We start from the raw sequence: 23979 nt of genomic DNA, 5'->3' as shown, positions 1-23979 counted from the left end.
TCAATACAAAAAAAGGGAATGAACGAAACCATTAAAATTGATGTTTCGGGACTTACCTTACATGATTTTATTTCTTCAATTGCTGAAGAACATCAATTAAATGTTGATGTGGATACGGAGCTAAATCAGCCGGTTTCCAATAACTTTTTTGATGTAACTGTAAAAGATATTTTTATACATCTGGCACAAAAATATGACCTGGAAGTTTATTTTATGAATAATATTATAGTCTTCAAAAAAAGAAAAATTGTAACAGTTATAGAAAAAAAACAACCTAAAGCCATTGATGTTGCCTATAATCCGCAGAATGATTTTTTGTCTGTAAAACTCGAAAATGATACTTTGTCTGCAGTTGTAAAGGCAATTATAGATAAATCAGGAAAAAATTTAATTCTGGCTCAGGATGTCAAAAACATCAGGATTTCCTCTTATATTTTGAATCGTCCTTTTGATCAGGTGATCGAGATGATGTCGAAATCAAATGATTTAGTAGCCACTAAAGATGATCATGACGTTTACTTTTTACAAAAAAACATATTTGACAACGACAATATCAAATCCAAAAACCCTAAAACAAGAGAACCAAAAGTTAGCCTTGGCGTTCCTGGATTTTATGAAGTAAATGTCAATAAATACGGATTTTTACAAATAAATGCTTATATCGCAGATGCTTCTGATTTGCTTACAGAAGCTGCAGAAAAACTTCACATCAATTATTTTTTATACAACAAGCCCGAAGATGAGAAGACAACACTTTCTGTTGATAACATCACTTTTGATGAGTTGTTAGCGAATATCTTCAAAGGAAAAAAGTATACTTACAAAAAACAGGATAATTTTTATTTGATTGGAGAAGAAGCTACAGAAGGGTTGCGAATTACAGAAATGATTCAATTGGAAAACAGGTCTATAGAATCTGTTATCAATACACTGCCAAAAGTCTTCTCTGAAAAATTAGAGATAAAAGAATTCATCGAGCTAAATGGACTAATTGTCTCAGGATCAAGATCAATACTTGAAGAATTAAAAGTATATATCAAACAAATTGACAAGGTTGTGCCAATGGTACAAATCGAAGTTATTATCGTTCAGTACAACAAATCATACGACATTCAGACAGGAATGAAAGCAGGTTTGGATAAAATAAACTCTGTACAGACAGGTAGTGTATTGTTTCCAAGCTCTGATATTACTTTAAACGGATCTTCTGTAAATAGTTTAATAAATGCCTTTAATGGATTTGGACTATTCAAATTAGGAAAAGTAACCGATGCTTTTTATCTCAATCTAAAGCTTTTGGAAAACAATTCGGTTCTAAAAATAGAATCTACACCTAAAATTGCAACAATAAGCGGACATGAAGCCAAACTATCGATTGGAGAAACTAGTTATTATTTTGAGCAAAACAATCGATTAATAAACAGTAACATAGGAAATGATATATTAAATTCCGGAACCTGGAAAGCAACAGATGCAAATTTAAGTGTGTCGATTAAGCCATATGTTTCCACCGATGAGAATGTAACACTTACTATTGCCGTAGAAAAAAGTTCTTTCCTGGCCAGGGTTGGTGAAGATGCACCTCCGGGAAAAGCCACACAAAAATTTGAATCTTTAGTGCGGGTTAAAAATGGTGAAATGATTTTATTAGGCGGATTAGACGAACTTAAAAAAGAAAATTCAGGAAGCGGAACTCCATTAATGTCAAGGATACCAGTTATAAAATGGTTTTTCAGCAGTAGAAAGAAAGGTAAAAGCGATTCTAAACTTCATATTTTCATTAAACCAACAGTAATTTATTAATGTTAGCTACTTTATCTAAATTCATAAAACTGAACGATTTAAATATCGTTGGCGTAATTAAAAAAGAAGATTACGAAATCTATAATTTGCTTACAATTAAAAAGAAAGCAAATAAGATTTCTATTATTTCTAAACAAACTTTCGAAAATTTTGAAACGCTGACTAAAACTGCCGACAAAAAATTGCCTATCATAATAGTTGCAGAAGGTAAAGGTGTTTTGAATAAAGAAATAGATTTTGAAAATGAAGCCGATTTAAACTGGCAAAAAAACATAGATTACAATGCAATTTATTATACAGATCTAAAAGGTGCAATATCTAATTTTATAAGTTTCTGTCGAAAAAACATTATCGACGAAACAATAACTAAATTTCAAAAAAACGGATTTCAGGTAATAGATGTTTATATAGGTTCTTTTTTAGCTGCGTTACTAAATAACGTTCTTAAAAAAGAAGTTTTATTTTCAAATGATTTGCACTTAGAATTTGAAAACGAAAAACTGCTCGGTTTCACCAAACAAAGTGAAGAAATAATAATAAATTATCAAATTGGAGAAGAAACGGTTTCGAATATTTTTTTACCATTATACGGAGCTATTATACATTTTTTTGTAAAACAAAAAGAAGTTTCAAAGACAACAAATCCAAATTTAAACAGTGAAGAACTTATATATAAAAAGGCCTTTAGTTTTTTTGAGATATTCATCCTAATTGGTTTTCTAAGTTCCCTTCTTTTTAGTTATTTCATGATTCAATATTATGGAACTAAAAATGCAGAACTGAATCTTCAAACTGTATACTCAAACCAATCTTATCAATTAATATTGGATCTGGAAGCGCAAAAGGAAAAAAAAGTGAATATCCTGAAAGAATCCGGAGTTTTATCTTCAAAATTTCTTACTTACTATGGATATGAAATTATTAAATCAATTCCTGGTAATATTTCTTTAAACGAGTTAAATATTATTCCAGTACAAGAAGAATATAAAGAAAACAAAAGAGCTTTTTTTTATAATAAAACGATAATAATCAAAGGAGAGACTTTTCAGGAATCCTCTTTTAATAAATGGTTAGAGGATCTAAAAAAAATGGATTGGCTGCAACGCTTTGAGATTATCAGCCTTAAAAAAGACAAAAAAAACAAGTCAATATTTGAAATTAAAATAACCTTGAAAAATGTTTAAAAATTACTCTTATAAACAAAAATTTTCTGCCTTGATCCTGCTCTTTTTTATCCTGTCAATTACAGCATATAAAAGATCTTTTCATGCTTTGTATGATGTTATTATGGAATATCAAACACTATCAAAAAAGGCAGATGATATCAATAAAAAAGCAAAAAATACTGATGGTCTAACTAAGGACGTTGCTTATCTGGATAAAATTATTGGAAAAGAAGGTGTTACAAAAGAAATGGTACAGCAAGGTATTGTGAGCTTTGTCTCCGAAAATTCTCCTGAAGTTTCTATAAGTGATTTAAAGCCTATTCATGATTTTGCCGAAGATGATTATCATATTATTACAAATCAATTGGATGTAATCGGAAACAGTAATCAACTGTTAAGCCTAGCCTATAATTTTGAAAAGAAATTTAGCTTTTCGAGAATCGTAAGCATGAATTTTTACATCACAAAAAAGAATAACAAATCTGAAGTTTTACATTTAAAAATGATTTTTCAAAACTATGAAAATAACAAATAAAATTATACTTATTGCCTTGGCAGCCCTTACCTATTCTTGCGAAGATATTCTCGAAGAAGACATTAGCAGCAATATGGTGCAAATATTGTCTCCTGCAAACGATTCCAAGATCGAGAGTAATGTAGTCGACTTTAAATGGAATGCCCTTAAAGGCGCCAACAAATATCGTGTACAGGTATATCAACCTGACCAGAGTTTAATACTGGATTCCTTAACAACCAAAACCAGTATTATTCTGCCATTAGACGTAGGGAATTATATGTGGAGGGTACGTGGGGAAAATTATGCTTATGAATCAATATACTCGTTTCCGTCTAATTTTTCTACCACCATTCCTGATGATTTGACAAACCAGCAAGTAATCCTCTCAAGTCCTGAAAATGATAAATTTGTAAACTATATTAATGTAAGCCTAAATTGGGAAGCCCTGAATAATGCAACAAGTTACAGTGTTAAAGTAGTTAATACGGTTGCGGGCGAGGAAGTTTTTTCTGAACCTGCCTTAACTGATACTTCTATAAAACTTGCTTTAACCACTTTGGCAGACGGAACTTATGAATGGAGACTAAAAGCTAAAAATGCTGAGAGTGAAACAAAACAATATTCTGCACGTAAATTCAATGTGGATACAACGAAACCAAACCAGCCAAAAAATACTTTACCAGCCGATAACTCTACCCAAAGCTTAAATACAAGTGTGAGTTTCTCGTGGAGTATCGCAGCCGATATAGGAAGTGCAAAATCACCTGTTTCTTATATTGTTGAATTTTCAAATGATGCTGATTTCAATACAATCATTGTACCTCAAAATAGTAATAGCACAACATTACAGAAGACTTTTACAAATGCAGCTATTTATTACTGGCGTGTAAGAGCCATTGACGGGGCAGGAAATATTGGAACTAGCAGTACAGGGTTTAAGCTTACCGTGAATTAGATATGGCCAAAAAGAAAATAAATATAATTCTCATTCTGGTTGTGCTGGGGCTATGGGGAACTGTAGGCTACAGAGCAATCAATCACCAATTTACAGGCAATGAAACAATTCTTGAGAAACAGAATCAATTAGGTAATATCACCATGAATCAAATCAATAAGGATACTTTTGAACTGGAAAAAATTAATAGAGATGCATTCTTAAATAAAGAATTTCAAACTGCTCTTCAAGCTCCAAAAGTGATAGTTTCACATTACAAGCCAATAAAAAAAGTAGTCATTCCGATTGTCTCAAAAACAAATTCAAATATTAACTGGCCAGCACTCACCTATTACGGATATGTAAAAACTAAAGATCAGGAATTAGTTTTATTAAAAATAAATTCTAAAATATGCAGACTAAAACTTAATGAATTAATGAATGGTTTAATAGTAAAAAAAAAAAATAAAGACTCTATTCAAGTTTGGTTTAACGCAGAAAACAAAACCATTATACGTAACTCATTAGATTAGATTAGACTCACTTATTACTCCTTTTGCAAAACATAGTAATGTAATTAACCTTAAAAAAGGTATTAATAATTTATAAAAAATATATATTTTGAAAACATTTATTTTATCCCGTCTTTCCTTGATAATTTTTTTCCTTACTTTAATGTCTTTTGGAAATCCTTATACAATTAAAAGAATTTCTGACAAAGATTTTAGATATGAGTTTTATACTATTGATAAAAAAATAAAACCTGACAAAAGGTATATTTATTCATGGTTTAAGGGCGGACTTATTCACGAAGCCCAAGGTGGAATTTCCGGTGACCTGCTTAATGATAAATTCACAAAAATGTATCATGACAATCAATTGGCTGAACAAGGTCAATTTAAAAATGGACTTAGAGTTGGAGAATGGAAAACCTGGTACAAAAATGGTGTTCTAGCTAGTATTCAAATGTGGAACAATGGTTTTAAATCCGGAAAATTTTTTAAATATGATTTAAATGCAAATCTGATTGAAAGCGGACAATATATGACTGACTTAAAAACTGGTAAATGGATTAATATACAAAATAGAGATACCATTAATTACAAAAGGGGTATTGCAGTTATAAAAAAGCAGAAAAATACAAGATCTGAGAAATACAGGATCAATCAAGAAAACATTCAGTTAGAAAATGCTCGAAAAACTCAAAAAGCATTAGACGCTACATCTGATGCAGCTAAACTTGCAAGCCTAAAAGCCAAAACACAAGAAGAAAGAGAAATAGCTAAAGAAAAGGCAAAAAAGGAAAAAGATATTGAAGCTGAAACCAAAAAAGCTGCAAAAGAAGCTAGAAAAGAAGCCAGAGAACAAGAAGCTAAAAACGAACCTAAAAAAGAATCAAAAATTTCAGCTTTTTTTAATAACCTTTTGAAAAAAAAAGATAAAGCCGCAAAATAATGGTTAAAGCTCATAGTTTGTTGTATGCCATTTATATTTGCTTAATTGTTTCTATTATTTGTGGAGCATTATTGTATTTCTCTAATTTATACAACCAGCTTAATTTCTATTATAATCTTCAGGAAGAACTCTATATTCAAAATCAATCAGTTCTGAATTTTGCTTTAGGTAATAAAACAGTTGTTACAGAAATTGAAAAAGATGAAAATTCAGGGATTGAAGGGAGTTATGTGACAAAATCTTATGGATTACTTTCGTTGGTTTTAGCCAAATCCTATATTTCCAATGATACGGTTTCTTCCGTACATTTTGTGGGCGAAAGAAATCTTGATAAAAATTCCATTTACCTGACTAATTTATCAAAATCACTTTTTTATTCGGGAACCGTAAAACTTATTGGAGATAATCAGTTACCAAGTACTTTTATTGAAACCTCATACATCAACAATGATCTCAATAAACTGGTTACAGAAGGAAAAATTTCGGTTTCAGAATCTCAATTGCCGGAGATCAATACTGATTTTAAGAAAATATTTCAAAGCATAAAATCTGAAGCAACAAAACTTAGTGATCTGGAAAAACCTAAAGATTCGTTATTTTTCAATTCCTTTTTTAATACTACCAAAGAGATTAAGGTAAAATCAATTTTGTCTAACATGATATTCAAAGGCAACTTCATATTAAGATCTGAAGATTCTATTCGGGTAAAAAAAAACACAGTTCTTGAAGACGTAATTTTAATTGCACCAAAAATAACTTTTGAAGAAGGTTTTAAAGGTACTATTCAGGCATTTGCTACCACAGGAATCGAACTTGAAGAAAAGGTAATTTTAAATTATCCATCGGTAATTTGTGTTTATAATGACAGTAGTGACGAATCTAAAATAAAAATAAAAAAGGAATGCCAGGTTAACGGTGCTGTAGTTTTATTTGGTAATACAAACAATCTGATTGATAAAAACACAATCGAAATTGATGAAGAAGGTTTACTTTTTGGTGATTTGTACTGCAGCGGCAAATTAATGCTTAAAAGCAATGTGTATGGTTCAGTATACACCAATCGTTTTTTTCTAAAAACAACCGCTTCATCCTATGAAAATATGATTTGTAATATAGAAATCAATACCAGTAAACGTCCCGATTATTTTATTTCGATTCCATTATTTAATACTCAAAAAACAACTTACAGTGTTATTAAAAAAGTACTATAATCTTAAGGCCAATTCGATATTAGAATCGGTAATTGCGCTTACCATTATTTCGATTTGCCTGTATTTTGCAGTCATGATTTTTGCTTCGGTCTATACACCAAAAACTTCGGCTAAATTTTATAGTACACAAAACAAGGTCAACGAGCTTTTTTATTTATCTGAATTAAAAATTGATTCTATAATAAATGAAAGTGAAAACGAAAACCTGCTAATAGAAGAAGAACCAGTAAATGAGTCCTTAAAAAAGATTTCAATTCAATATAAAGACAGTTCCCAATTTAAGTTTGAAAAAAGTTTCTATGTTCAAAATAACCCCTAACAATGTAATGTCAATTCCTGCTTTTTCTATTATAGAAGCAGTGCTTGGTATGGCTATTACAGCCACTATCATGGGTGTTTTGTTTGTTATCTTTTCGATTATTACAGGAAGAATGCTGGATTTTAAAAATCAAAATCAATTAGTAAACGATTTAAACCGATTAACCTATAGCATAAATAAAGATATTTTTGAAAAAGAAAAAATAACCGTCTCAGAGAACGATATTTATTTTAATGGATATACAGGAGAAAAAGTTTCCTATCAGTTTTCAGATGATTATATATTGAGAAATAGTGAGACTTTTGTTGATACATTTCGCATTAAATTAAAAAGAATTGTGATGGATACTGTAAAAAGCAAAACAGAGCAATTTGTTTTTCAAAAAATAAAATTAAACATAGAATCAAATGAAAAAGAACTGGATTTACGATTCTATAAAAGAATATATCCAAATGAATTATTACAAACACTGAAAAAATAATGAGTTTTGACTTAACCACATATAAAGCACCAAAAGCTGAGAAAAAAGACTTCAGGATTGAAACAGGTTCTTTTCAGTTTTCTAAAAAACTTTCAGACAAAAAAAAGGAAGTTTTCTATCGAGAATTAGAAATGCTCTTGCGATCTGGTGTAGATTTCAAAAAAGCATTAGAGATTCTGGCAAATCAATCGGCCAATAAATTTGAGAAAGGACTGATTCTTGAAATCAAGGAAAAAGTTGTTGAAGGAAGAAGTATTTATGAATCGATGCGTGAAACCAATCAGTTTTCGGCTTACGAGTATTATAGTATTCAGATTGGTGAAGAGACTAGAAAACTGGAAGAAGTTTTAGGGGAATTACAAAAATATTTCAACCGAAAAATTCAGATGAAAAGGCAAATCATTTCAGTTATGACATATCCAACAATTGTTATGCTGGTTACGATTTTGGTTTTGTATTTTATGTTGAATAAGGTCGTTCCGATGTTTAGCTCGGTCTTTAAACAGTTTGGAAGTGAATTACCTAAAAGCACACAAATTATACTAAAAATATCAAACCATTCAGGAATGATTTTCTCTGTGGTAATTGGCAATATAATAGGTTTAATTGCAATTCATATGCTTTTAAAAGATAAGGATAGTTACAGATCGTTTACCACAAAGATGATTTTAAGAATCCCTTATTTCGGAAACTTGATTCGTAAAATATACATCTCTCGTTTTTGCCAGGCCATGAATTTACTGATTACTTCAAAAACAACTTTAATAAATTCGCTAACCTTAACAGCAAAAATGATTGGCTTCTACCCTATCGAAATTGCTATACATCAAATAAAAGAAGACATTACAAGAGGGGCATCTTTAAATGAAAGTCTAAAAAAGCATACTGTATTTGAAAACAAAATTGTTTCTATGGTTGAAGTCGCTGAACAGGTAAACCAACTTGAAACTATGTTTGAAAGATTGACAGAACAATATAACGAAGAGATCAGTCACCAAACTAAGATGATCGGAGTTATTTTAGAACCCATGATTATCATTGTAATTGGAGCTATTGTAGGGGTAATTATGGTCTCAATGTATGCTCCAATGTTTGATTTAAGTAAAATTATAAATAAATAAATAAAAAAATTCAGTCATTAATATAAACTTTAAATTCAATTTGTCTTTTGTAGCTATAATACTATTATCTTTTTAAATTATTGATGCTAACATAGCAACACTAATTAAACACTCCAAATCTTGCACAAAAAAGTTCTACATTAGTTCGGGCAGGTTACTAAATGAAAGCTTCAGAGAAATCTGGAGCTTTTTTCTTTCAATACTACTTTTTTTCATCTTGAACAAAGTAAAAAAAAACAAAAGTTAATCGTTTATGACTATTAAGAACAAAAAAATGCGCAAAGTCAGAGACATTTGCGCGGCTTTTCATAAGAAACACTCTTCGAAGAGCGGGGATATTTTTTTAATTTAAGGATGTTACCGTTGTAATGAGTCCATTAATGTTTGTTTGAATTGTAACCAAATTGGATATAGAAATTTTTGCCACAACATATTGTCCATTGTTTAAATCTACTGCACTAAATGTTACGCCATCTTGGTCTACATTTATTATTTTGTCGATGTCGTAATTTCCTAATTTTGTTTCATCTAAATCGTAAACCACAGAAGTGTTTCCATTCAATACATTTATTAAAGTTAAAACAAAAGTCGCTTTATCAAAGTTATATAAATCGTCATTTAATACATAATTAGCCTTTACTGAACAAGGAATTTCTGTAAATTCCATTTCATTCGAAAGATTAAAAAATTTGTTAGGATTATATTCATAATAAGTATATATTATTTTTCCTTTCACATTAAATACATTTCCAAATTTCCAATCATTTATATTCATTTTTGACTGTTTAATTACTAAAAAACCTCCATCTTGTATTTTTCCAAGATATGAATCATCTACAGTATTCATCTTAGCACCATATATCTGCCCATCTGTTCCTGTCCAAATACGATTATAGTATTTGCCTTCCGGAAAAGTAGTATTTATAAAATTTCCTTCTGATTTTCTGTAACGATATTTATAATCTTGGGTATTGGAATCATAGTATCCATAATGAATATTTCCATTTCCATCTACACAAAAACCATAAACATTATCATTTACGGCTGAAATTTCTTGAAATTGTAATAAAGAAGGTGTATTTAATGATACTTTAAGTATTTTATGATCTGGATAAGTTGTGTAATAAATATTATTGTTTTTATCTTCTTGAATTTTATTTTCTGTATTTAAATATTGATGCAAATAATCATATTTATTCCCTACTACGTGAGGCATATACTTTCTCGGTATCTCGAAAACTTTGCCGTCTGATTTTTTTATTAGATAGGCTTCGTCAAAACCACTATTGATTAAATAACTTGCACCAAAGCCTAATACTATAAAGTCTTTTAGATTGTAAATATAGGCAGGATCTGATTTTTGTATTTCTTCTCCCGCACTATTCAAGTATTTAATTTCAAAAATTACTTCAGTACCTGATGTACTCTTGCCAGAAATAGCAGAAGATTTTACACCATATAGTTTACTCCCTTCTTTTGATGATGAAATAAATAACGCCTTTGAATTTTGAATAGTAATTGATGACAAATTATTATTGGTGTTTTTTTCACCACCATTGCCATCGTCATTATTACATGAATTAAAGATAATACTTGTTAATCCAAAAACTATTAACATTCCAAAACTTAAAAATACTTTTTTCATTTTTTTTACCCTAAATTGTGTCGGGCGCAACTTTATAAATCATAATTAAATTGTCAGCCTTAGATGTTCTACTCTATACATGCTTCAAACTTTCTACCACTTGTACATATACTTGGCAACCGACTTACTATCCTGAATTGATAGATATATCTTACAAAGATCAGTATTTATTTTTTAATTCATCCTGAAAAGTAAGATTTTTATTTCGCAATAGCCGAACCGCTTTAATTTAAGAAACTAAAAAAATGCGCAAAGTTAGAGACATTGCACATTTTTCCACGAATATCCTTCAGGAGAGCGAAGGCCATTACCAAATAGTTATCCTGTCTTTCTTCGGCAAAAACATTTTATCTTCAGGTTTTACATTAAATGCTTCGTAAAAAGGTGTCGTATTCATTAGCGGACCATTAACACGCCAATTTGGTGGAGAATGCGGATTATTGTTGATCCACAAACGCAGGAACTCGTCTTTCATTTTTACTCGCCATATTTTGGCTATCGAAATAAAGAAGCGCTGGTCTGGAGTAAAACCGTCAATTTTTGTGTTCCCTTTTCCTTGTTCGGTCATTTTAAAAGCATCGTAGGCAACAGCTATTCCGGCAATATCCGCCGTATTTTCGCCAACTGTCATTGCACCATTAATGTGCAAATCGTCTAAAACTGTGTATGTACTGTACATATCTATAACCTGTTGTATTCTTGACTTAAACTGTGCATAATCTTCTTTTGTCCACCAGTTTTTTAAGTTGCCATCCTTGTCATATTGAGCACCCTGATCATCAAAAGTATGGGTTATTTCGTGACCTATCACCATTCCAATTCCTCCATAGTTAAGTGCATCATCTGCATTATTATCAAAATATGGAGCTTGTAAAATACCGGCAGGAAAAACAATTTCATTTGCAGTAGGATTATTATATGCCGTAACGGTTGGAACTGTAGTATACCATTCTGATTTATCGACTGGTTTGCCCAATTTTGCCAATTGAAATTGATAGGCAGCTGTAGCGGCCGAAACCATATTCTCAAAATAGGTATTCCTTGAGATATTTACCTTGCTATAGTCTCTCCATTTATCCGGGTATCCTATTTTCTTGGTCATGGCTGCCAATTTTTCTTTCGCTTTTTGTTTCGTACTTTGACTCATCCATTCCAGATTATCAATTCTTTTGGCATATGCTTTCTGCAGATTATTCACGAGGTTTAGCATACGTTTTTTGGCATCTTCAGAAAAATATTTCTTTGCATACAATTCACCCAACGCGTCACCTAAGTAATTGTCTACGACATTAGCCATTTTTTCGCCACGGGATTTTTGAACAGCCTGACCCGAAAGCACTTTGGTATACTCAAATAAAGCATCGACAAAAGGCTTACTTAAATCATCTGAATATCTTTCTAAGGAATTTGCTTTCAGGTAAATTTTCCAATTATTAATAGGGACGGTTTTTAATAACTTATTAAGCGCATCATAATAGGCAGGCTGACCTACATTAATAGAATCGGTTTTAGCACCTAAATTATTTAAAAAAGTAATCCATTCTATGTTCGGATGTCTTTTTACAAGATCTGCCACAGCCATTTTATTATAATTTGCCTGCACATCGCGAAGTTCAACTTTTGTTTTATGCGAAACGGCGAGTTGTTTGTCAATATCGTAAACCAAATTAGCATTCTTTTGAGCCTCTTGGGCATTGCTGCCGGTTTGTTGAAATAATGTAGCAAGGTATTTTTTATATGCTTCCTGTATGGCAACAGTTGATGAATCTGATTTGAAATAATAGTCTCTGTCAGGCAAGCCGATACCGGTTTGATAGATTTCAGCAATGTTCATGCTGCTGTTTTTCTGATCGGGTGACACGCCAAAAGCTATAATAGAAGAATTACCCGTTTTTGCCTCATTAACTACAAAATTCATTAAAGATGGTAAATCGCTAATGGCTTCAATTTTCGCAAGTATAGGTTTGACAGGCGTATAACCGCGTTTGTCAATGGTTACAGTATCCATACCTGATGCATAAAAGTCTCCTACCTTTTGTGCTATACTTCCTTCTGGATTCTTGCTTTGCGAAAGACTATCTAATATTCCCTGCAGGCGCATTCGTTGTGGGAAATTCATAAACATATAAGCACCAACTCCGGCTTGGGACGCAGGTATTGATACAGAATCGTACCATTTGCCATTTACATATTTAAAAAAATCATTACCAGGCCGCAACGTGGAATCTATTCCTGTGATCGCAATATTTTTTTTACCTTCATGTTTTGAGCATGCTGTAAAAGCTAAGAATGCTATGAATAGCATTAATGAATTTTTCATAATCTGGACTATTTCTATTAAAATGAACTGAAAAACGGCAGAACAATATACGAATTCAGTTTTTAATTCTAAAGTTTTTATTAGAAATACTACTTACAAAAGTCAGAATTATAAGCGGCAATCCAGTATAACGTTCCGCGACTACGAAGAAAGTATAGAAACAAATACGTATAAAAGTGGTTTTAGTCGAAATCTCTTCTACTTTTGTCCAATGTTAGAAATTCTTTACCAGGACGAATATATTATAGCCATTAATAAACCAAGTGGATTGTTGGTTCACAAATCATTTTATGCACGCGATGCAAAAGTTTATGCTATTCAGGAATTGAGAAATCAAATTGGGCAGCACGTTTATCCTATTCACCGGTTGGACCGCAAAACATCTGGTGTCTTGTTATTTGCGTTGGATAAAGAAGTTTTGAAAATCATGAATGATCGTTTTGCCACACGTGAAGTCGAAAAAAAGTATTTAGCCATTTTACGTGGCTGGTCGCCCGAAGAACTAACGATTGATTATGATTTAACCAATGATGATGACATTAAGCAAAATGCAATAACATACTTTCATCGTTTGCAAAATGCCGAAGTTACCTTAGAATTTAATAATCGACCAACATCACGATATTGTTTGGTAGAAGCGATTCCTGAAACCGGACGTATGCATCAATTACGAAAACATTTCAAGCATATTTTTCATCCCATTTTAGGAAGTCGTCCACATGGTTGTAATAAACAAAATAAATTATGGCTGGAGAATCATAACCTGAAAGGAATGATGCTTCATGCACATCAGTTAATTTTTAATCATCCAATAAAAAATGAGCAACTGATCCTGAATGCAAAGATTAATGAAGAGTTTAGCAGAATAGGTACTATTCTTAATCTGGATTTGAATAACTATAAATAGAATAATGATTTATAGTAAAGATGATCAGATACTGTTTCAAAAGCGTGTTAGTTCAAAAGATGCTTTAGGTTTTGAATCCGGGGTTTAATTCCAGCAGTACAATAGTTCATTTAAAAAAATTACAGGTACTACACCTTCAAATTACAAAAAGCATAATTTCTATTCCTAAAATATAGATTTGTACTCCAGTATTATAAACTTGGAATGATTTAAAACTTAATCAATATAATTTTGAGAAACATTTTTAAACCATTCAAATCAAAAGTTTATGAAAAAAGCCTTTTTCGCAATCTTATTTGCACTAGTATCAAATTTATCTTTTTCACAATCAGAACAGTCTCTGATTGAGAGCTGTATTCAAAATTATATTGAAGGCACATCTTATAATAAGCCCGACAGTATTATTAAAGCTTTTTATTCTGAAGCCAATCTTTTTCTAAGCAACAAAGAAAAACCTTTATGGATAGTTCCAATTTCAGAGTATGTCAGTTGGTTTCAAAAGAGCAACAAAGGAGAATTTAACGGTCGTTTAGGAAGAATCATTTCTATAGAATTTTATAATGATATCGCCATTGCAAAAGCAGAAATTCTCATTGCTGAAAAAAAACAAGAATTTATGGATATGTTCTTACTGAAAAAAATTCAGGGTGAATGGAAAATAATTAGTAAAGCTGCCAGTAGCAAAACAAGCAATAAATCCGGTAAAAAAATATTATTTATTGTTTCCAATGCTCATTATTACGGAAATTCTACAATTCCAACGGGTAATAGCTTTGCCGAAATCGTAAACGCTTATGATACTTTTATAAATGCAGGTTATACTGTTGATTTTCTAAGTCCAAAGGGACGTGCTATTCCTTTAGCTTATATCAATACCTCTGATACCCTGCAAAAGCAATATCTATATAATCAAGACTTTATGTACGCCATAAAACATACTATGACTCCTAATGAAATTGATTATAAAGCTTACAAAGCAGTTCATTATATTGGAGGCGGAAGCGCAATGTATAATGTTCCTGAAAACTCAGATATTCAACACATTGTTATGCAAATATACGAAGATAATAATGGCATTATTTCTTCGGTATGCCATGGAACAGCGGGTATTGTTAACCTGAAAACTAAAAATGGTAAATTTTTAGTTGAAGGAAAAAGAGTAAGTGGTTATCCTGATTCTTTTGAAAAACAAGATGATGAATATTTTAAACACTTCCCATTCTTAATTCAGAAGACAATAGAAGAAAGAGGAGGGAATTTTAAATTTTCAAAGAGGAATGAATCTTACGTTGAACATGATGGCCGAATTGTTACAGGACAAAATTTTCAATCATCAAATGGTGTTGCCTTAAAAATTATTGAAATGATTGAGAAAAATAATTAGGATACTTTATCAATAGCCAAGAAGATTGTAAATGGCTAAAACATAAAAACTTCATTACGGAAAATTATAGCAAAGAATAAATTTTAAGTCATACACAATTAGATAAATTGAATACTTCCCCCCCTACTAAGACAAAAGCTTCAGAGAAATCTGGAGCTTTTCTTGTTTGAAATACTTTACAATTACGAGTGATACAATGATTACCAAATAACTAAGGTTTTTATTTTAAGATCTCGGTTTAGGCAAATTTCTGTCGTACATAATAATAGTTCCTGCGACAGCCACATTCAGGCTTTTTACCGATTTAAATTTCACTAAATGATGGCATTTAGCCATAACTTTTTTGGATAGTCCATGATCTTCCGCTCCCAATAAATAAACACAACGTCTTGGATGCTCAAAAGTCTCTAAATCAGAAGCTTTTTCATCTAATTCCACACCAACTAATCGTGCTCCTTTTGGTAAGTTTTCAAAAAAGGCTTCAAAAGTATCATAATGAAAATAAGGAATTGCTTTTACCGCATCATGCGTATCAGAGGCTTGCTTGGCATATCGATTACCAATGGTAAAAATAAAAGTAGCGCCTAAGTTTTGCGCTGATCTCCATAAAACACCCAAATTTTCAGGCGTTTTACCATTTTGTATTCCAATCCCAAAATATTCATTTATAAAATTATCATTCATAAGGCAAAAATACAAAGTGCAAATATAAAAATCAATTTTATTGAGTTGAAAGAAAGAGCTTCTTCGGGAAAGAGGCATTTTAGTTAATCATTTCTTAATCCCCTAAGAAAGTAATCAGTATTAATATAAATTCGTTTTATCAATTCGTATGAAATAAGTTATGTTTCAAAAAATGACTAATTACCACGATATCCAAAAACAAATCTTAAAGGCAACTCTTATATTAAAAAATTGATATATACTACACTTTTAAATATTGCGGTTTTTCAGGGAATAGTCTTAGGCTTAATTATTTTAAAGTCTGCTTTATTCAATAGTAATTCAAATAAATACCTGGCATACTTACTATTTACATTTTCAATTATTTTACTGAATCACGTTTTTGAGATCGAAGATGCCTTTACTTCCTATCCTTTTCTACGGTTTATTGACCACATCGAATGGGTATTTCTAGTTCCTGCTTTCCTATTTCTGTTTATTATCAACCGAATTGATGATACTGTAAAAAGTAAACAAAAAAATTATTTATGTCTTATTCCATTTGCCTATTCCGCAGTCCTGAATATTATACAAGATCTTGATCATGTTGCAGGAATTTATACTATTCCTGAGTTAGGTATTGATCTCATCAATATACTGGGTCTGATCCATCTTGTTTTAGCCGTTACATTCATCCCATTCCTACTATTTTACTCTTATTTTATGATAAGACATTTAAAAGATTCACAGGAAAAAAAATGGATAATTACTTTATTAACAATTATTTCTTCATTGGTATTCGCTTTTCTTATTACTGCTCTGGTTGGCTTATTTCTTCAATATGACATTTCTTCTACTATGAGCGTCCTGGCGTTATCTGCAACATTCATAATTCATTGGACAGCTTATATAGGCATTTATAAATACAAACTGGCCAAAAACAAAGATGCCATTTACAATTTTTTAAATGAAGATTTAACTATTTCTTATACCAATCTGCAAATTGTAGAAAATGACAGACCAGAAGAATATAGAGAATCTATAACGGCAGATAATCTTTATTTTCAAAAACTTGAATTTCTCTGTAAAGAACAGCACATTTATACAGACAGTACATTAAATAGAGAAAAAGTTGCTGAAAAACTAGGCATAAGCGCCGGATATGTTTCACAAATTATAAATACGATAACAGGAGAAAATTTTGCCCATTACATCACTCAATATCGAGTTGAAGCTGTCAAGGAAATGATGTCAAATTCTGAATATGAAAACTATAATTTATTGACGATGGGATTAGAATCTGGTTTTACTTCAAAAACAACTTTTTACAAAGCCTTTAAAAAAGTTACTGGTCAGACACCAAATGAATATAAAAACACCAGCAAATAAGTACCAATTTATACACTTTTAAGCTTTTGAAACCTCGCCTAATTTTTCTTAAGTGAATTTTGCATCATATAATTCAAAACACTTTTTATGAAAAAATTTTTATTACTAGCTGTTGTTACAGTTTTAGGATTTACAAATGTTAATGCCCAGGAAATTAAATTTGGCGTTAAGGGAGGTTTAAACTTTGCAACTATCAGCGGAGATAATACCGAAGGCATTGATGTCGTAACATCATTTAATTTTGGTGTTGTATCAGAAATTCCACTTTCTGATAAATTTTCTTTTCAACCCGAATTAATGTATTCCGGTCAGGGATACAGTTTCAATGATAATACAGTTGCCTTAAGTTACCTGAACGTTCCTTTAATGGGAAAATATTATGTAACAAAAGGATTGAGTCTTGAAGCCGGACCGCAAATAGGTTTTTTACTTGCCGCTAAAAATGAAAAAACAGATGTAAAAGATTCGTTTAATACTGTTGATTTTGGTGTTAATTTTGGTTTGGGCTACAAACTTGAAAACGGACTTAATTTTGGCGTAAGATATAATCTGGGATTAACTGATATTAATAATGTAGATAATTCCTCTTTTAAAAATAAAAACGGAGTATTTCAAGTATCTGTTGGTTATTTCTTTTTCTAAAAAACTTGCAATTCATCATTTTAAGGCAATAGAATACCGGAGAAAATATGCAAATAATTAAACTAAAAATCCTTATTCAGAAAATGAATAAGGATTTTTTTTCATTCTTTTTATGGTAGAAAGGCATTAATTAGTGAATAACATTCATATTGCTTTCATGGTTTTGTTCCTTATTTTCATAAATGTTTTTTCTATTGTCAAGTGAAGAATATAGGCTCCTAAAACACAGGTTATCAAACAAATTAGAAGCATTAGATTATTCTCTATTTCAAAGTCTTTTAATAGTTTATGGGTTGTATGAATTATCCCTTTATGAGTTAAATAAATAGCAAAAGAAAGATTAGCGATAAACGTTGTAATTTTTGAATTCATTTTATATAAAAAACTTGTAGGGCTAATCGAACCTACAACTATAAAACCAAAGCCAATTGCAATTAATGGAAATCCAAAAACAGATACTTTGAAAGTCAGTAAGTCTTCACATAAAAAATAAGCAGCCGTCAAAATGCATACACTTAATAAAAGAAAGTGATTGCCATATTTTGAAAGTCTGGTCCATACATAAATTTGGCAAAAATTGATAAATTCCTGCAATAGAAACACCAACTAAAAGTCCGTCTAAGCGATTGTAAGTCGGATAGTAAATAAACTTATACCAGTACATCCAGCTATTTTCTTCATTAATTTTAGGTAAATACAAGTGATTAAAACTATAAAATCTAATCGCAAAACCAAATAAAAACAGGCCTATTAATAGCCAATATGATTTAAAGAACAGTTTTGAAGTCTGTAGAAATATTAGAATAATGGGTAAAAAAAGATAAAAATGTTCTTCTACGCATAGCGACCAGCAATGCGAAAATGTTCCGTAGTCTTTTAAATTAAGATCAAAATTTTGAGTAAAAGTAAGAAATCTCCAAATTGAAGGCAGTGCTTCTTTTTCTCTGAAATACGGAATGCAAAAATAAATTCCAACTGTTGCTAAATAGGCAGGAACAATTCTAAAAAATCGTTTGATAAAAAAGACTTTAAACGAAATCAGTTCCCCTTTTTTAATTTGCAGAAATAGTTGCGAAGAAATTAAAAAACCACTTAACACAAAAAATAAATCAACTCCTGTCCAGCCAAATGAAGCTACATCAGGAAGCCATTCGGGCTCTCCGTCACTTATAATATAATAATGAAAAAAGAAAACTAAAATAATAGCAAAAGCTCGTAAATGATCAAGCCCAAATAGTTTTTTATGAACTTTAATCTCTGATTTATCTATCACTATATATTTCTAATTTTAAGTTTAATTTTTCGCTGAATTGTGAACAAACATAACACTTAACTTTTCAATACAAAATGAAAAAGGAAAGTAAAATTTAAAGTTTTTCACAGTTAGTGTCTTACAAATAATTCGGATTTCTTTGGCCTTCTTTTTTTATATTTGTTTATAATAATTTAAATATGGAAAATCATATTTCTTCAGATATTATTGACAGCTGGCTTAAGGCTTGGAGCATGTCAAGAGAATTGCCATTACCTGTTAAATTTAAATCCGGGTTAAAGGTTGATGTAGGTTTTGAAAAACAGAAAACCCGCTATGTTTTTACTGAACTTAATGACGATTTTATTCAGCTTTCAAAAGATATAAATGAACCTTGGGTATTTTTAAAAGTTTGTGCTTCCCCAAGCGAAGTAAAACGTCATGTATTGAAGAAATGGATAGTTCAACCTCAAGGATATATGATGTCCTGTTTTCATCCGATGACTATTCCTGATATCTGTTTACATAATGATTATAAATTAGAAATAACTAATTATAATTCCACTTATGTTATTAAAGTAGTTACTCAAAAAGGCGAAGCAGCATCTTTAGGCCGCCTTATTCTTGTTGATGAATTGGCGGTATATGATAGAATTTTAACTGATGATAATCATAAAAGAAAAGGCCTTGCAACATTTTTAATGAAAGAACTTGAAAAAATTGCATTATCAAAAGGTATTTCCAAAAACTTTTTAGTTGCCACAGAAGAAGGAAAACCCTTGTATGAATCACTAGGCTGGAAACTTTATTGCTTTTACACTTCCATCGTTATTCCTCTTTGATTTTTGATATTTTCTTATGGGTTGAAGAAATACTTTTAAATCAAAGAAATTCAAAAATGAGACAAGACCTTTTGAATAAAATTTATGATACAGTCTTGAAATAATAAACATAAAAGAGCAAAATCAAAGGAATACAACAATATGTAACAGTAAAAAAACCAAAAGAATATTCTTTCAAAATAAATAACTTTCAAAATAATTTTAAATTTCTTCAAAAAATATCATTGAAATAAAAAAAGAAAAAACCACTTTTCTATGTAATCCAAAAAATTATTAATCAAATAAATACGTCTTAAATAGCTAATTTTATTTACGATTAATTATTTCTAAATGTGATATTTTTAGGGTAAGTAAAAACAATTTTCTGAAAAAAATTTTTGTGTATTCTAAAATTAATTGCATTTTTGCACCCGCATAGAAAAACAGGCCCGTTCGTCTATCGGTTAGGACGCATGGTTTTCATCCATGTAAGAGCGGTTCGATTCCGCTACGGGCTACAAAGCTTCAGAGAAATCTGGAGCTTTTTTCGTTTTATTAGTTTGTCCTCTAAATCAATTTGACGTATTATTCTTTCTCAAGACCCTGGAAATAATAAAAATCGCACATAATTGTCCTCAAAGCACTATCCTGCTAATTAAATTCTATATTTTACAATAACTGCATTTATCTTAGTAAATGTTTTTATAAATTTGCGATCTTATATTAAAACCCATTATTTTTAATTTAAAATTATGATTTTCGCATAATTACTTTAAAAACTTTATTCAAACAAATATATTTTAACCATAATTAAATCAAATGCTTAAAAAAAACAAACCCCAACTTCTTATTTTTATTCTTTTAAATCTATTTTTTTCCATTAATTCATTTTCGCAAAAAAGTCTTTATGCAGGAATCGAAATCGGTCGCAGAGCTATAAAAGTTTCAGTTCTGGATGTAAACAATATCAAAAAAGCGGATTATAAGATTCTGTATTTCTGGACTGAGAGAATTAATTTTGCAGAACATATTGATAAAACCGGAGAGATTACTCAGGACGATATTGACAGAACCAGTGCTATAGTTGTTGAGCAATTAAAAAAAATAAGAGCAGAATATAAAATGCCCGAAGAAAATATTTTTATTGTAGCTGCTCCCCTTTTTACATCTGCCCGCAACATTGACGTTTTAAGAAATAAAATAACTTCTCAAATTAACAAAGATGTTGAAATCCTTAATGTTAACGAAGAAGCTAAAACCCTGGTTAAAGGTGCTATACCGCCAGTTGATTATGCTAACGCATTTTTGCTTGACATTGGAGCGCAAACTACCAAAGGCGGATATATCGATGAGCTTAAAGATGATAAATTAGAATTTATTCCTTTAGAGCTTAATTTCGGTACAATGACACTTACTGATGCTGTACAAAAAACGGTTGTAAACCAAAACCAAGCTAATGACATGTCGGTATATCAGGAAAAATCTTTTGATTTTAACTCTGTATTGCTAAAGAAGGTAAAAGAAATGTTTGATAAAAATCCTCTTTTATCAAAAAAAGAAAAAATGTATTTATCAGGCGGAGCTGTCTGGGCGTTTGCAACTTTATATTATAATGAAAACGTTAAAGAGCATTACGTTGCCTTAAGCAAAGAAGATGTTATTAACTATGACGCAATATTAAAGAATAATTTCACCAAGTTTACTACGCTTGCTAAAACAAATAAAGAAGCTGCCAGAGTTTTAACCACCTATGACCAGAAATACTTAATTTCTGCAAATAACATTTTATTATCGTGTCTGGAAAGCATTCCGGATTTAGAAAAAAAGAAAATATTCTTTGTAAAAGAAGGACAAACAATTTGGCTAATCTCATACATTGCAGATCGTTCTAAAAAAGTGAATACTAATTTTTAAATATAGTTTTTCGATTAAAAAAGCCTTAGAATTTAAAATTCTAAGGCTTTTTTTTATATCACATTTAAGAATTTATTTTGATTTGAAATAAAACTTAAATGAATTAATTCTACACATAACAGGTTTCTCATACATTATTTGCGTTTTAGACAGCCAGAATAAATTTCACTTAAAAATCAAACTTTCAGGTATTTTTCAAATTCTCCATTTTTTTTCCAGTTTAAATCTAAAAATTAAATGTTTTTAGATTTTTTTTTACTAAAGTTTTATCGATTTCAATAGATTACGACGTTTGCTTTTTTACAAAAGATAAAATTAGACTTTTACAAAGATACAATAATCTGTAAATCAAATACTTAACAAACTGTTTTACCCTAAAAAAAAGGGTCATTTCCCCCTTTTTTAATACACTCCCATTGTTCTACTTTAGACAAACCTACCAGCCTTATTTCTATTCCAGGTTTTAAGCAAATTCAAAAGCCCCCATTTTTATTTTTCAACCTACATATTGATAATGAGATTTTTAGCAAATTATCATAACTATATAAGTACTGATTTTTAAAATTAAAACTTTATCACAAATGGTTTTTGAAGTTATTCAAATAATTGCAGAACAAGTAAACAACTATCTCGACGAAATTGGGTTAGAAAAAACAGTTGTGGCCGAAAATATTGCTTTTTTAGAATCTCAAAACGAAGCCGTATCCGGAAATTTAGAAGATAAAGTAGCCCTTACCCTAATTAATTTGGATGAAGAAGCTACTTTAAAAAACTTTCCCAATCATTCTGTTGAAAATGCTAAAACAATTTACAAAAATAGCGTCATCAATTTAAACCTGTATTTACTTTTTAGCGCCAATAGAAATATATACATCAACTCGCTTAATGATATTTCAAAAATCATCGCATTTTTTCAGGGAAAAAGACTCTTTACACAAGCCAACACTATTTACAACAGAAATAATATTGCAATGGCAAATATTGATGATTTCAGATTTTCGGTTGAACTCTACACGCCCACTTTTGAAGAGCTGAACTATATCTGGGGAACATTAGGAGGCAAGCAGCTTCCCTCTGCTTTATACAAAGTAAGTATGATACAAATTGAACGCAATATCCCACAAGCTGAAGGACAGCTTATCAGCAAATTTAAAGGTCTAACAAAAACAAAAGAACAGTCATGAGTTTTGCTTTTACATATGAACTATTATTTGAAGTAACGCTTTTTCACAATTATTTTCTGAATAGCGGTGAAGATGCTTATACAAGTATGTCTTTAGCAGATAAGGAAAAAATGCTGCAAAAATTCGACAGTAATTCCTTTGCCACTATAGTTCCAACAGTAGAAACCAAAACAAGATTAAAAAATTATAAAATGGCTTTTAAGCTGTCAAAAACAGGTTTTCGGGTATACACTAAAGTCAAGGAAGTCGATGAAACTGATCCTTTTATAAGTATTCCGGCAGATTTAAAACTGGACTTTAAAATCTCCATCAACGATTATCAATTTGAGAATTATACTGATTTGGATTTTGTCCTAAATCAAATGTTTTTATTCAGTAACGTGAAACCTACAACGGAAGCCGTAACATTTAAATACATTCCCAAAAACAATGAAAATATTCTGATTTCAAATGATTTTTTAGTATCCGAAAAAACAACGGCACATTTTTTATCAGAGCTCTATCCACAAGAAAGACAAGATGTTTTCGGAATCATCTCCTTGACAATGAAAGGCGATAATAATCCGGGAAATATTGTGAATAATTCGGGAAAAATACTGAGCCCTCATTTTAAAATTCATTTTGACAATAGAAAAACGTTCTGGAAATACATCAACAGAAAAACAAAAAGCGAAATCAAAACCGATACTGTAAAACCCCTAACCTATTCGGGTTTTGTTGAAATTGACCCTCTCACCGATTTTACGCCCAAAGAACCGGTAAACAGCCAGTATCCAAATCCTTCTGTAAAATCAATAACAAAAAGCAATGGCGATTATTATTCGGAAATATTTATTTAATAATTAAAACAA

Annotated in this window: 22 protein-coding genes and 1 tRNA gene; 19 read left to right on the top strand and 4 right to left on the bottom strand. The window is 30.6% G+C overall.

The features are described from left to right. Nucleotides 1-18 precede the first annotated feature (18 nt). From SD960_RS08365 to SD960_RS08320, 10 genes are all read left to right on the top strand, one after another. Nucleotides 19-1803 (top strand): type II and III secretion system protein, encoded by a 1785-nt coding sequence (locus SD960_RS08365; protein WP_318802208.1) that lies wholly within the window; start codon nt 19-21, stop codon nt 1801-1803. Beyond that, nucleotides 1803-2987, top strand: coding sequence for a hypothetical protein (locus tag SD960_RS08360; RefSeq protein WP_318802207.1), 1185 nt, complete (start codon nt 1803-1805; stop codon nt 2985-2987). Before SD960_RS08365 ends, SD960_RS08360 begins: the two co-directional genes overlap by 1 nt. Continuing rightward, on the top strand, nt 2980-3504 hold the full coding sequence (locus tag SD960_RS08355; protein WP_318802206.1) for a hypothetical protein: 525 nt from the start codon (nt 2980-2982) through the stop codon (nt 3502-3504). The genes SD960_RS08360 and SD960_RS08355 overlap by 8 nt, the downstream gene beginning before the upstream one ends. Further along, nucleotides 3488-4441 carry a hypothetical protein gene (locus tag SD960_RS08350; RefSeq protein ID WP_318802205.1) on the top strand — a complete coding sequence of 318 codons (954 nt, stop codon included), beginning with the start codon at nt 3488-3490 and terminating at the stop codon, nt 4439-4441. Before SD960_RS08355 ends, SD960_RS08350 begins: the two co-directional genes overlap by 17 nt. Before the next feature lie 2 nt (nt 4442-4443). Next, a complete protein-coding gene (locus SD960_RS08345) occupies nt 4444-4953 on the top strand; it encodes a hypothetical protein (protein WP_318802204.1) in 510 nt (169 codons plus the stop codon). Between the two features lie 328 nt (nt 4954-5281). Beyond that, a complete protein-coding gene (locus SD960_RS08340; RefSeq protein ID WP_318802203.1) occupies nt 5282-5875 on the top strand; it encodes a hypothetical protein in 594 nt (197 codons plus the stop codon). Next, nucleotides 5875-7086, top strand: coding sequence for a hypothetical protein (locus SD960_RS08335; RefSeq protein ID WP_318802202.1), 1212 nt, complete (start codon nt 5875-5877; stop codon nt 7084-7086). Before SD960_RS08340 ends, SD960_RS08335 begins: the two co-directional genes overlap by 1 nt. Then, entirely contained in the window at nt 7064-7405 is a 342-nt protein-coding gene (locus tag SD960_RS08330; RefSeq protein ID WP_318802201.1) for a hypothetical protein, read from the top strand. Before SD960_RS08335 ends, SD960_RS08330 begins: the two co-directional genes overlap by 23 nt. Then, nucleotides 7386-7886, top strand: coding sequence for a hypothetical protein (locus SD960_RS08325; RefSeq protein WP_318802200.1), 501 nt, complete (start codon nt 7386-7388; stop codon nt 7884-7886). Before SD960_RS08330 ends, SD960_RS08325 begins: the two co-directional genes overlap by 20 nt. Beyond that, nucleotides 7886-9007 (top strand): type II secretion system F family protein, encoded by a 1122-nt coding sequence (locus SD960_RS08320; RefSeq protein WP_318802199.1) that lies wholly within the window; start codon nt 7886-7888, stop codon nt 9005-9007. The genes SD960_RS08325 and SD960_RS08320 overlap by 1 nt, the downstream gene beginning before the upstream one ends. A 343-nt stretch (nt 9008-9350) precedes the next feature. On the opposite strand, the gene SD960_RS08315 is transcribed toward SD960_RS08320, so the two are convergent. Next, entirely contained in the window at nt 9351-10652 is a 1302-nt protein-coding gene (locus tag SD960_RS08315) for a hypothetical protein (protein WP_318802198.1), read from the bottom strand. Between the two features lie 307 nt (nt 10653-10959). After that, entirely contained in the window at nt 10960-12972 is a 2013-nt protein-coding gene (locus SD960_RS08310) for a M13 family metallopeptidase (RefSeq protein ID WP_318802197.1), read from the bottom strand. 211 nt (nt 12973-13183) lie between these two features. Between SD960_RS08310 and SD960_RS08305 the strand changes: the two genes are divergently transcribed. Beyond that, nucleotides 13184-13879 carry a pseudouridine synthase gene (locus tag SD960_RS08305; protein ID WP_318802196.1) on the top strand — a complete coding sequence of 232 codons (696 nt, stop codon included), beginning with the start codon at nt 13184-13186 and terminating at the stop codon, nt 13877-13879. A gap of 268 nt (nt 13880-14147) precedes the next feature. After that, on the top strand, nt 14148-15263 hold the full coding sequence (locus tag SD960_RS08300; RefSeq protein ID WP_318802195.1) for a nuclear transport factor 2 family protein: 1116 nt from the start codon (nt 14148-14150) through the stop codon (nt 15261-15263). A gap of 225 nt (nt 15264-15488) precedes the next feature. On the opposite strand, the gene SD960_RS08295 is transcribed toward SD960_RS08300, so the two are convergent. Then, entirely contained in the window at nt 15489-15947 is a 459-nt protein-coding gene (locus tag SD960_RS08295; protein WP_127340882.1) for an RNA methyltransferase, read from the bottom strand. Between the two features lie 231 nt (nt 15948-16178). Between SD960_RS08295 and SD960_RS08290 the strand changes: the two genes are divergently transcribed. Together SD960_RS08290 and SD960_RS08285 are read left to right on the top strand one after the other, a co-directional pair. Then, entirely contained in the window at nt 16179-17315 is a 1137-nt protein-coding gene (locus SD960_RS08290; protein WP_318802194.1) for a helix-turn-helix domain-containing protein, read from the top strand. 87 nt (nt 17316-17402) lie between these two features. Next, nucleotides 17403-17957: a porin family protein gene (locus SD960_RS08285; RefSeq protein WP_318802193.1), complete on the top strand. Its 555-nt coding sequence runs from the start codon at nt 17403-17405 to the stop codon at nt 17955-17957. A gap of 478 nt (nt 17958-18435) precedes the next feature. Here the strand turns inward: SD960_RS08285 and SD960_RS08280 are convergent, their stop codons facing one another. Further along, nucleotides 18436-19230, bottom strand: a complete 795-nt coding sequence (locus SD960_RS08280) for an acyltransferase (protein ID WP_318802192.1) — start codon at nt 19228-19230, stop codon at nt 18436-18438. A 179-nt stretch (nt 19231-19409) separates the two neighbouring features. Here SD960_RS08280 and SD960_RS08275 point away from each other — a divergent pair, with 179 nt between their 5' ends. The 5 genes from SD960_RS08275 to SD960_RS08255 all read left to right on the top strand — a co-directional run bounded on the left by SD960_RS08275 (nt 19410) and on the right by SD960_RS08255 (nt 23967). After that, nucleotides 19410-20051: a GNAT family N-acetyltransferase gene (locus tag SD960_RS08275; protein ID WP_318802191.1), complete on the top strand. Its 642-nt coding sequence runs from the start codon at nt 19410-19412 to the stop codon at nt 20049-20051. 425 nt (nt 20052-20476) lie between these two features. Next, nucleotides 20477-20548 (top strand) — tRNA-Glu (locus SD960_RS08270). Between the two features lie 301 nt (nt 20549-20849). Then, nucleotides 20850-21944, top strand: coding sequence for an exopolyphosphatase (locus SD960_RS08265; protein WP_318802189.1), 1095 nt, complete (start codon nt 20850-20852; stop codon nt 21942-21944). 581 nt (nt 21945-22525) lie between these two features. Further along, nucleotides 22526-23128, top strand: a complete 603-nt coding sequence (locus SD960_RS08260) for a DUF4255 domain-containing protein (protein ID WP_318802188.1) — start codon at nt 22526-22528, stop codon at nt 23126-23128. Then, nucleotides 23125-23967: a hypothetical protein gene (locus SD960_RS08255; protein ID WP_318802187.1), complete on the top strand. Its 843-nt coding sequence runs from the start codon at nt 23125-23127 to the stop codon at nt 23965-23967. Before SD960_RS08260 ends, SD960_RS08255 begins: the two co-directional genes overlap by 4 nt. Nucleotides 23968-23979: the final 12 nt, after the last annotated feature.

The organism is Flavobacterium sp. MMLR14_040 (assembly GCF_033657265.1).
Classification (GTDB): domain Bacteria; phylum Bacteroidota; class Bacteroidia; order Flavobacteriales; family Flavobacteriaceae; genus Flavobacterium.
Note: the sequence above shows the minus strand (reverse complement) of the source record. Positions and strands in the feature narration are given on the sequence as shown.

Excerpts from the sequence above, each read along its gene's own strand:
- SD960_RS08335 (WP_318802202.1), top strand. The coding sequence starts at position 5,875 with ATGGTTAAAGCTCATAGTTTGTTGTATGCCATTTATATTTGCTTAATT.
- SD960_RS08340 (WP_318802203.1), top strand. The coding sequence starts at position 5,282 with ATGTATCATGACAATCAATTGGCTGAACAAGGTCAATTTAAAAATGGA.
- SD960_RS08355 (WP_318802206.1), top strand. The coding sequence starts at position 2,980 with ATGTTTAAAAATTACTCTTATAAACAAAAATTTTCTGCCTTGATCCTG.
- SD960_RS08285 (WP_318802193.1), top strand. The coding sequence starts at position 17,403 with ATGAAAAAATTTTTATTACTAGCTGTTGTTACAGTTTTAGGATTTACA.
- SD960_RS08305 (WP_318802196.1), top strand. The coding sequence starts at position 13,184 with ATGTTAGAAATTCTTTACCAGGACGAATATATTATAGCCATTAATAAA.
- SD960_RS08360 (WP_318802207.1), top strand. The coding sequence starts at position 1,803 with ATGTTAGCTACTTTATCTAAATTCATAAAACTGAACGATTTAAATATC.
- SD960_RS08275 (WP_318802191.1), top strand. The coding sequence starts at position 19,410 with ATGGAAAATCATATTTCTTCAGATATTATTGACAGCTGGCTTAAGGCT.
- SD960_RS08260 (WP_318802188.1), top strand. The coding sequence starts at position 22,526 with ATGGTTTTTGAAGTTATTCAAATAATTGCAGAACAAGTAAACAACTAT.
- SD960_RS08320 (WP_318802199.1), top strand. The coding sequence starts at position 7,886 with ATGAGTTTTGACTTAACCACATATAAAGCACCAAAAGCTGAGAAAAAA.
- SD960_RS08365 (WP_318802208.1), top strand. The coding sequence starts at position 19 with ATGAACGAAACCATTAAAATTGATGTTTCGGGACTTACCTTACATGAT.
- SD960_RS08265 (WP_318802189.1), top strand. The coding sequence starts at position 20,850 with ATGCTTAAAAAAAACAAACCCCAACTTCTTATTTTTATTCTTTTAAAT.
- SD960_RS08325 (WP_318802200.1), top strand. The coding sequence starts at position 7,386 with ATGTTCAAAATAACCCCTAACAATGTAATGTCAATTCCTGCTTTTTCT.
- SD960_RS08315 (WP_318802198.1), bottom strand. The coding sequence starts at position 10,652 with ATGAAAAAAGTATTTTTAAGTTTTGGAATGTTAATAGTTTTTGGATTA.
- SD960_RS08300 (WP_318802195.1), top strand. The coding sequence starts at position 14,148 with ATGAAAAAAGCCTTTTTCGCAATCTTATTTGCACTAGTATCAAATTTA.
- SD960_RS08345 (WP_318802204.1), top strand. The coding sequence starts at position 4,444 with ATGGCCAAAAAGAAAATAAATATAATTCTCATTCTGGTTGTGCTGGGG.
- SD960_RS08310 (WP_318802197.1), bottom strand. The coding sequence starts at position 12,972 with ATGAAAAATTCATTAATGCTATTCATAGCATTCTTAGCTTTTACAGCA.
- SD960_RS08255 (WP_318802187.1), top strand. The coding sequence starts at position 23,125 with ATGAGTTTTGCTTTTACATATGAACTATTATTTGAAGTAACGCTTTTT.
- SD960_RS08350 (WP_318802205.1), top strand. The coding sequence starts at position 3,488 with ATGAAAATAACAAATAAAATTATACTTATTGCCTTGGCAGCCCTTACC.
- SD960_RS08295 (WP_127340882.1), bottom strand. The coding sequence starts at position 15,947 with ATGAATGATAATTTTATAAATGAATATTTTGGGATTGGAATACAAAAT.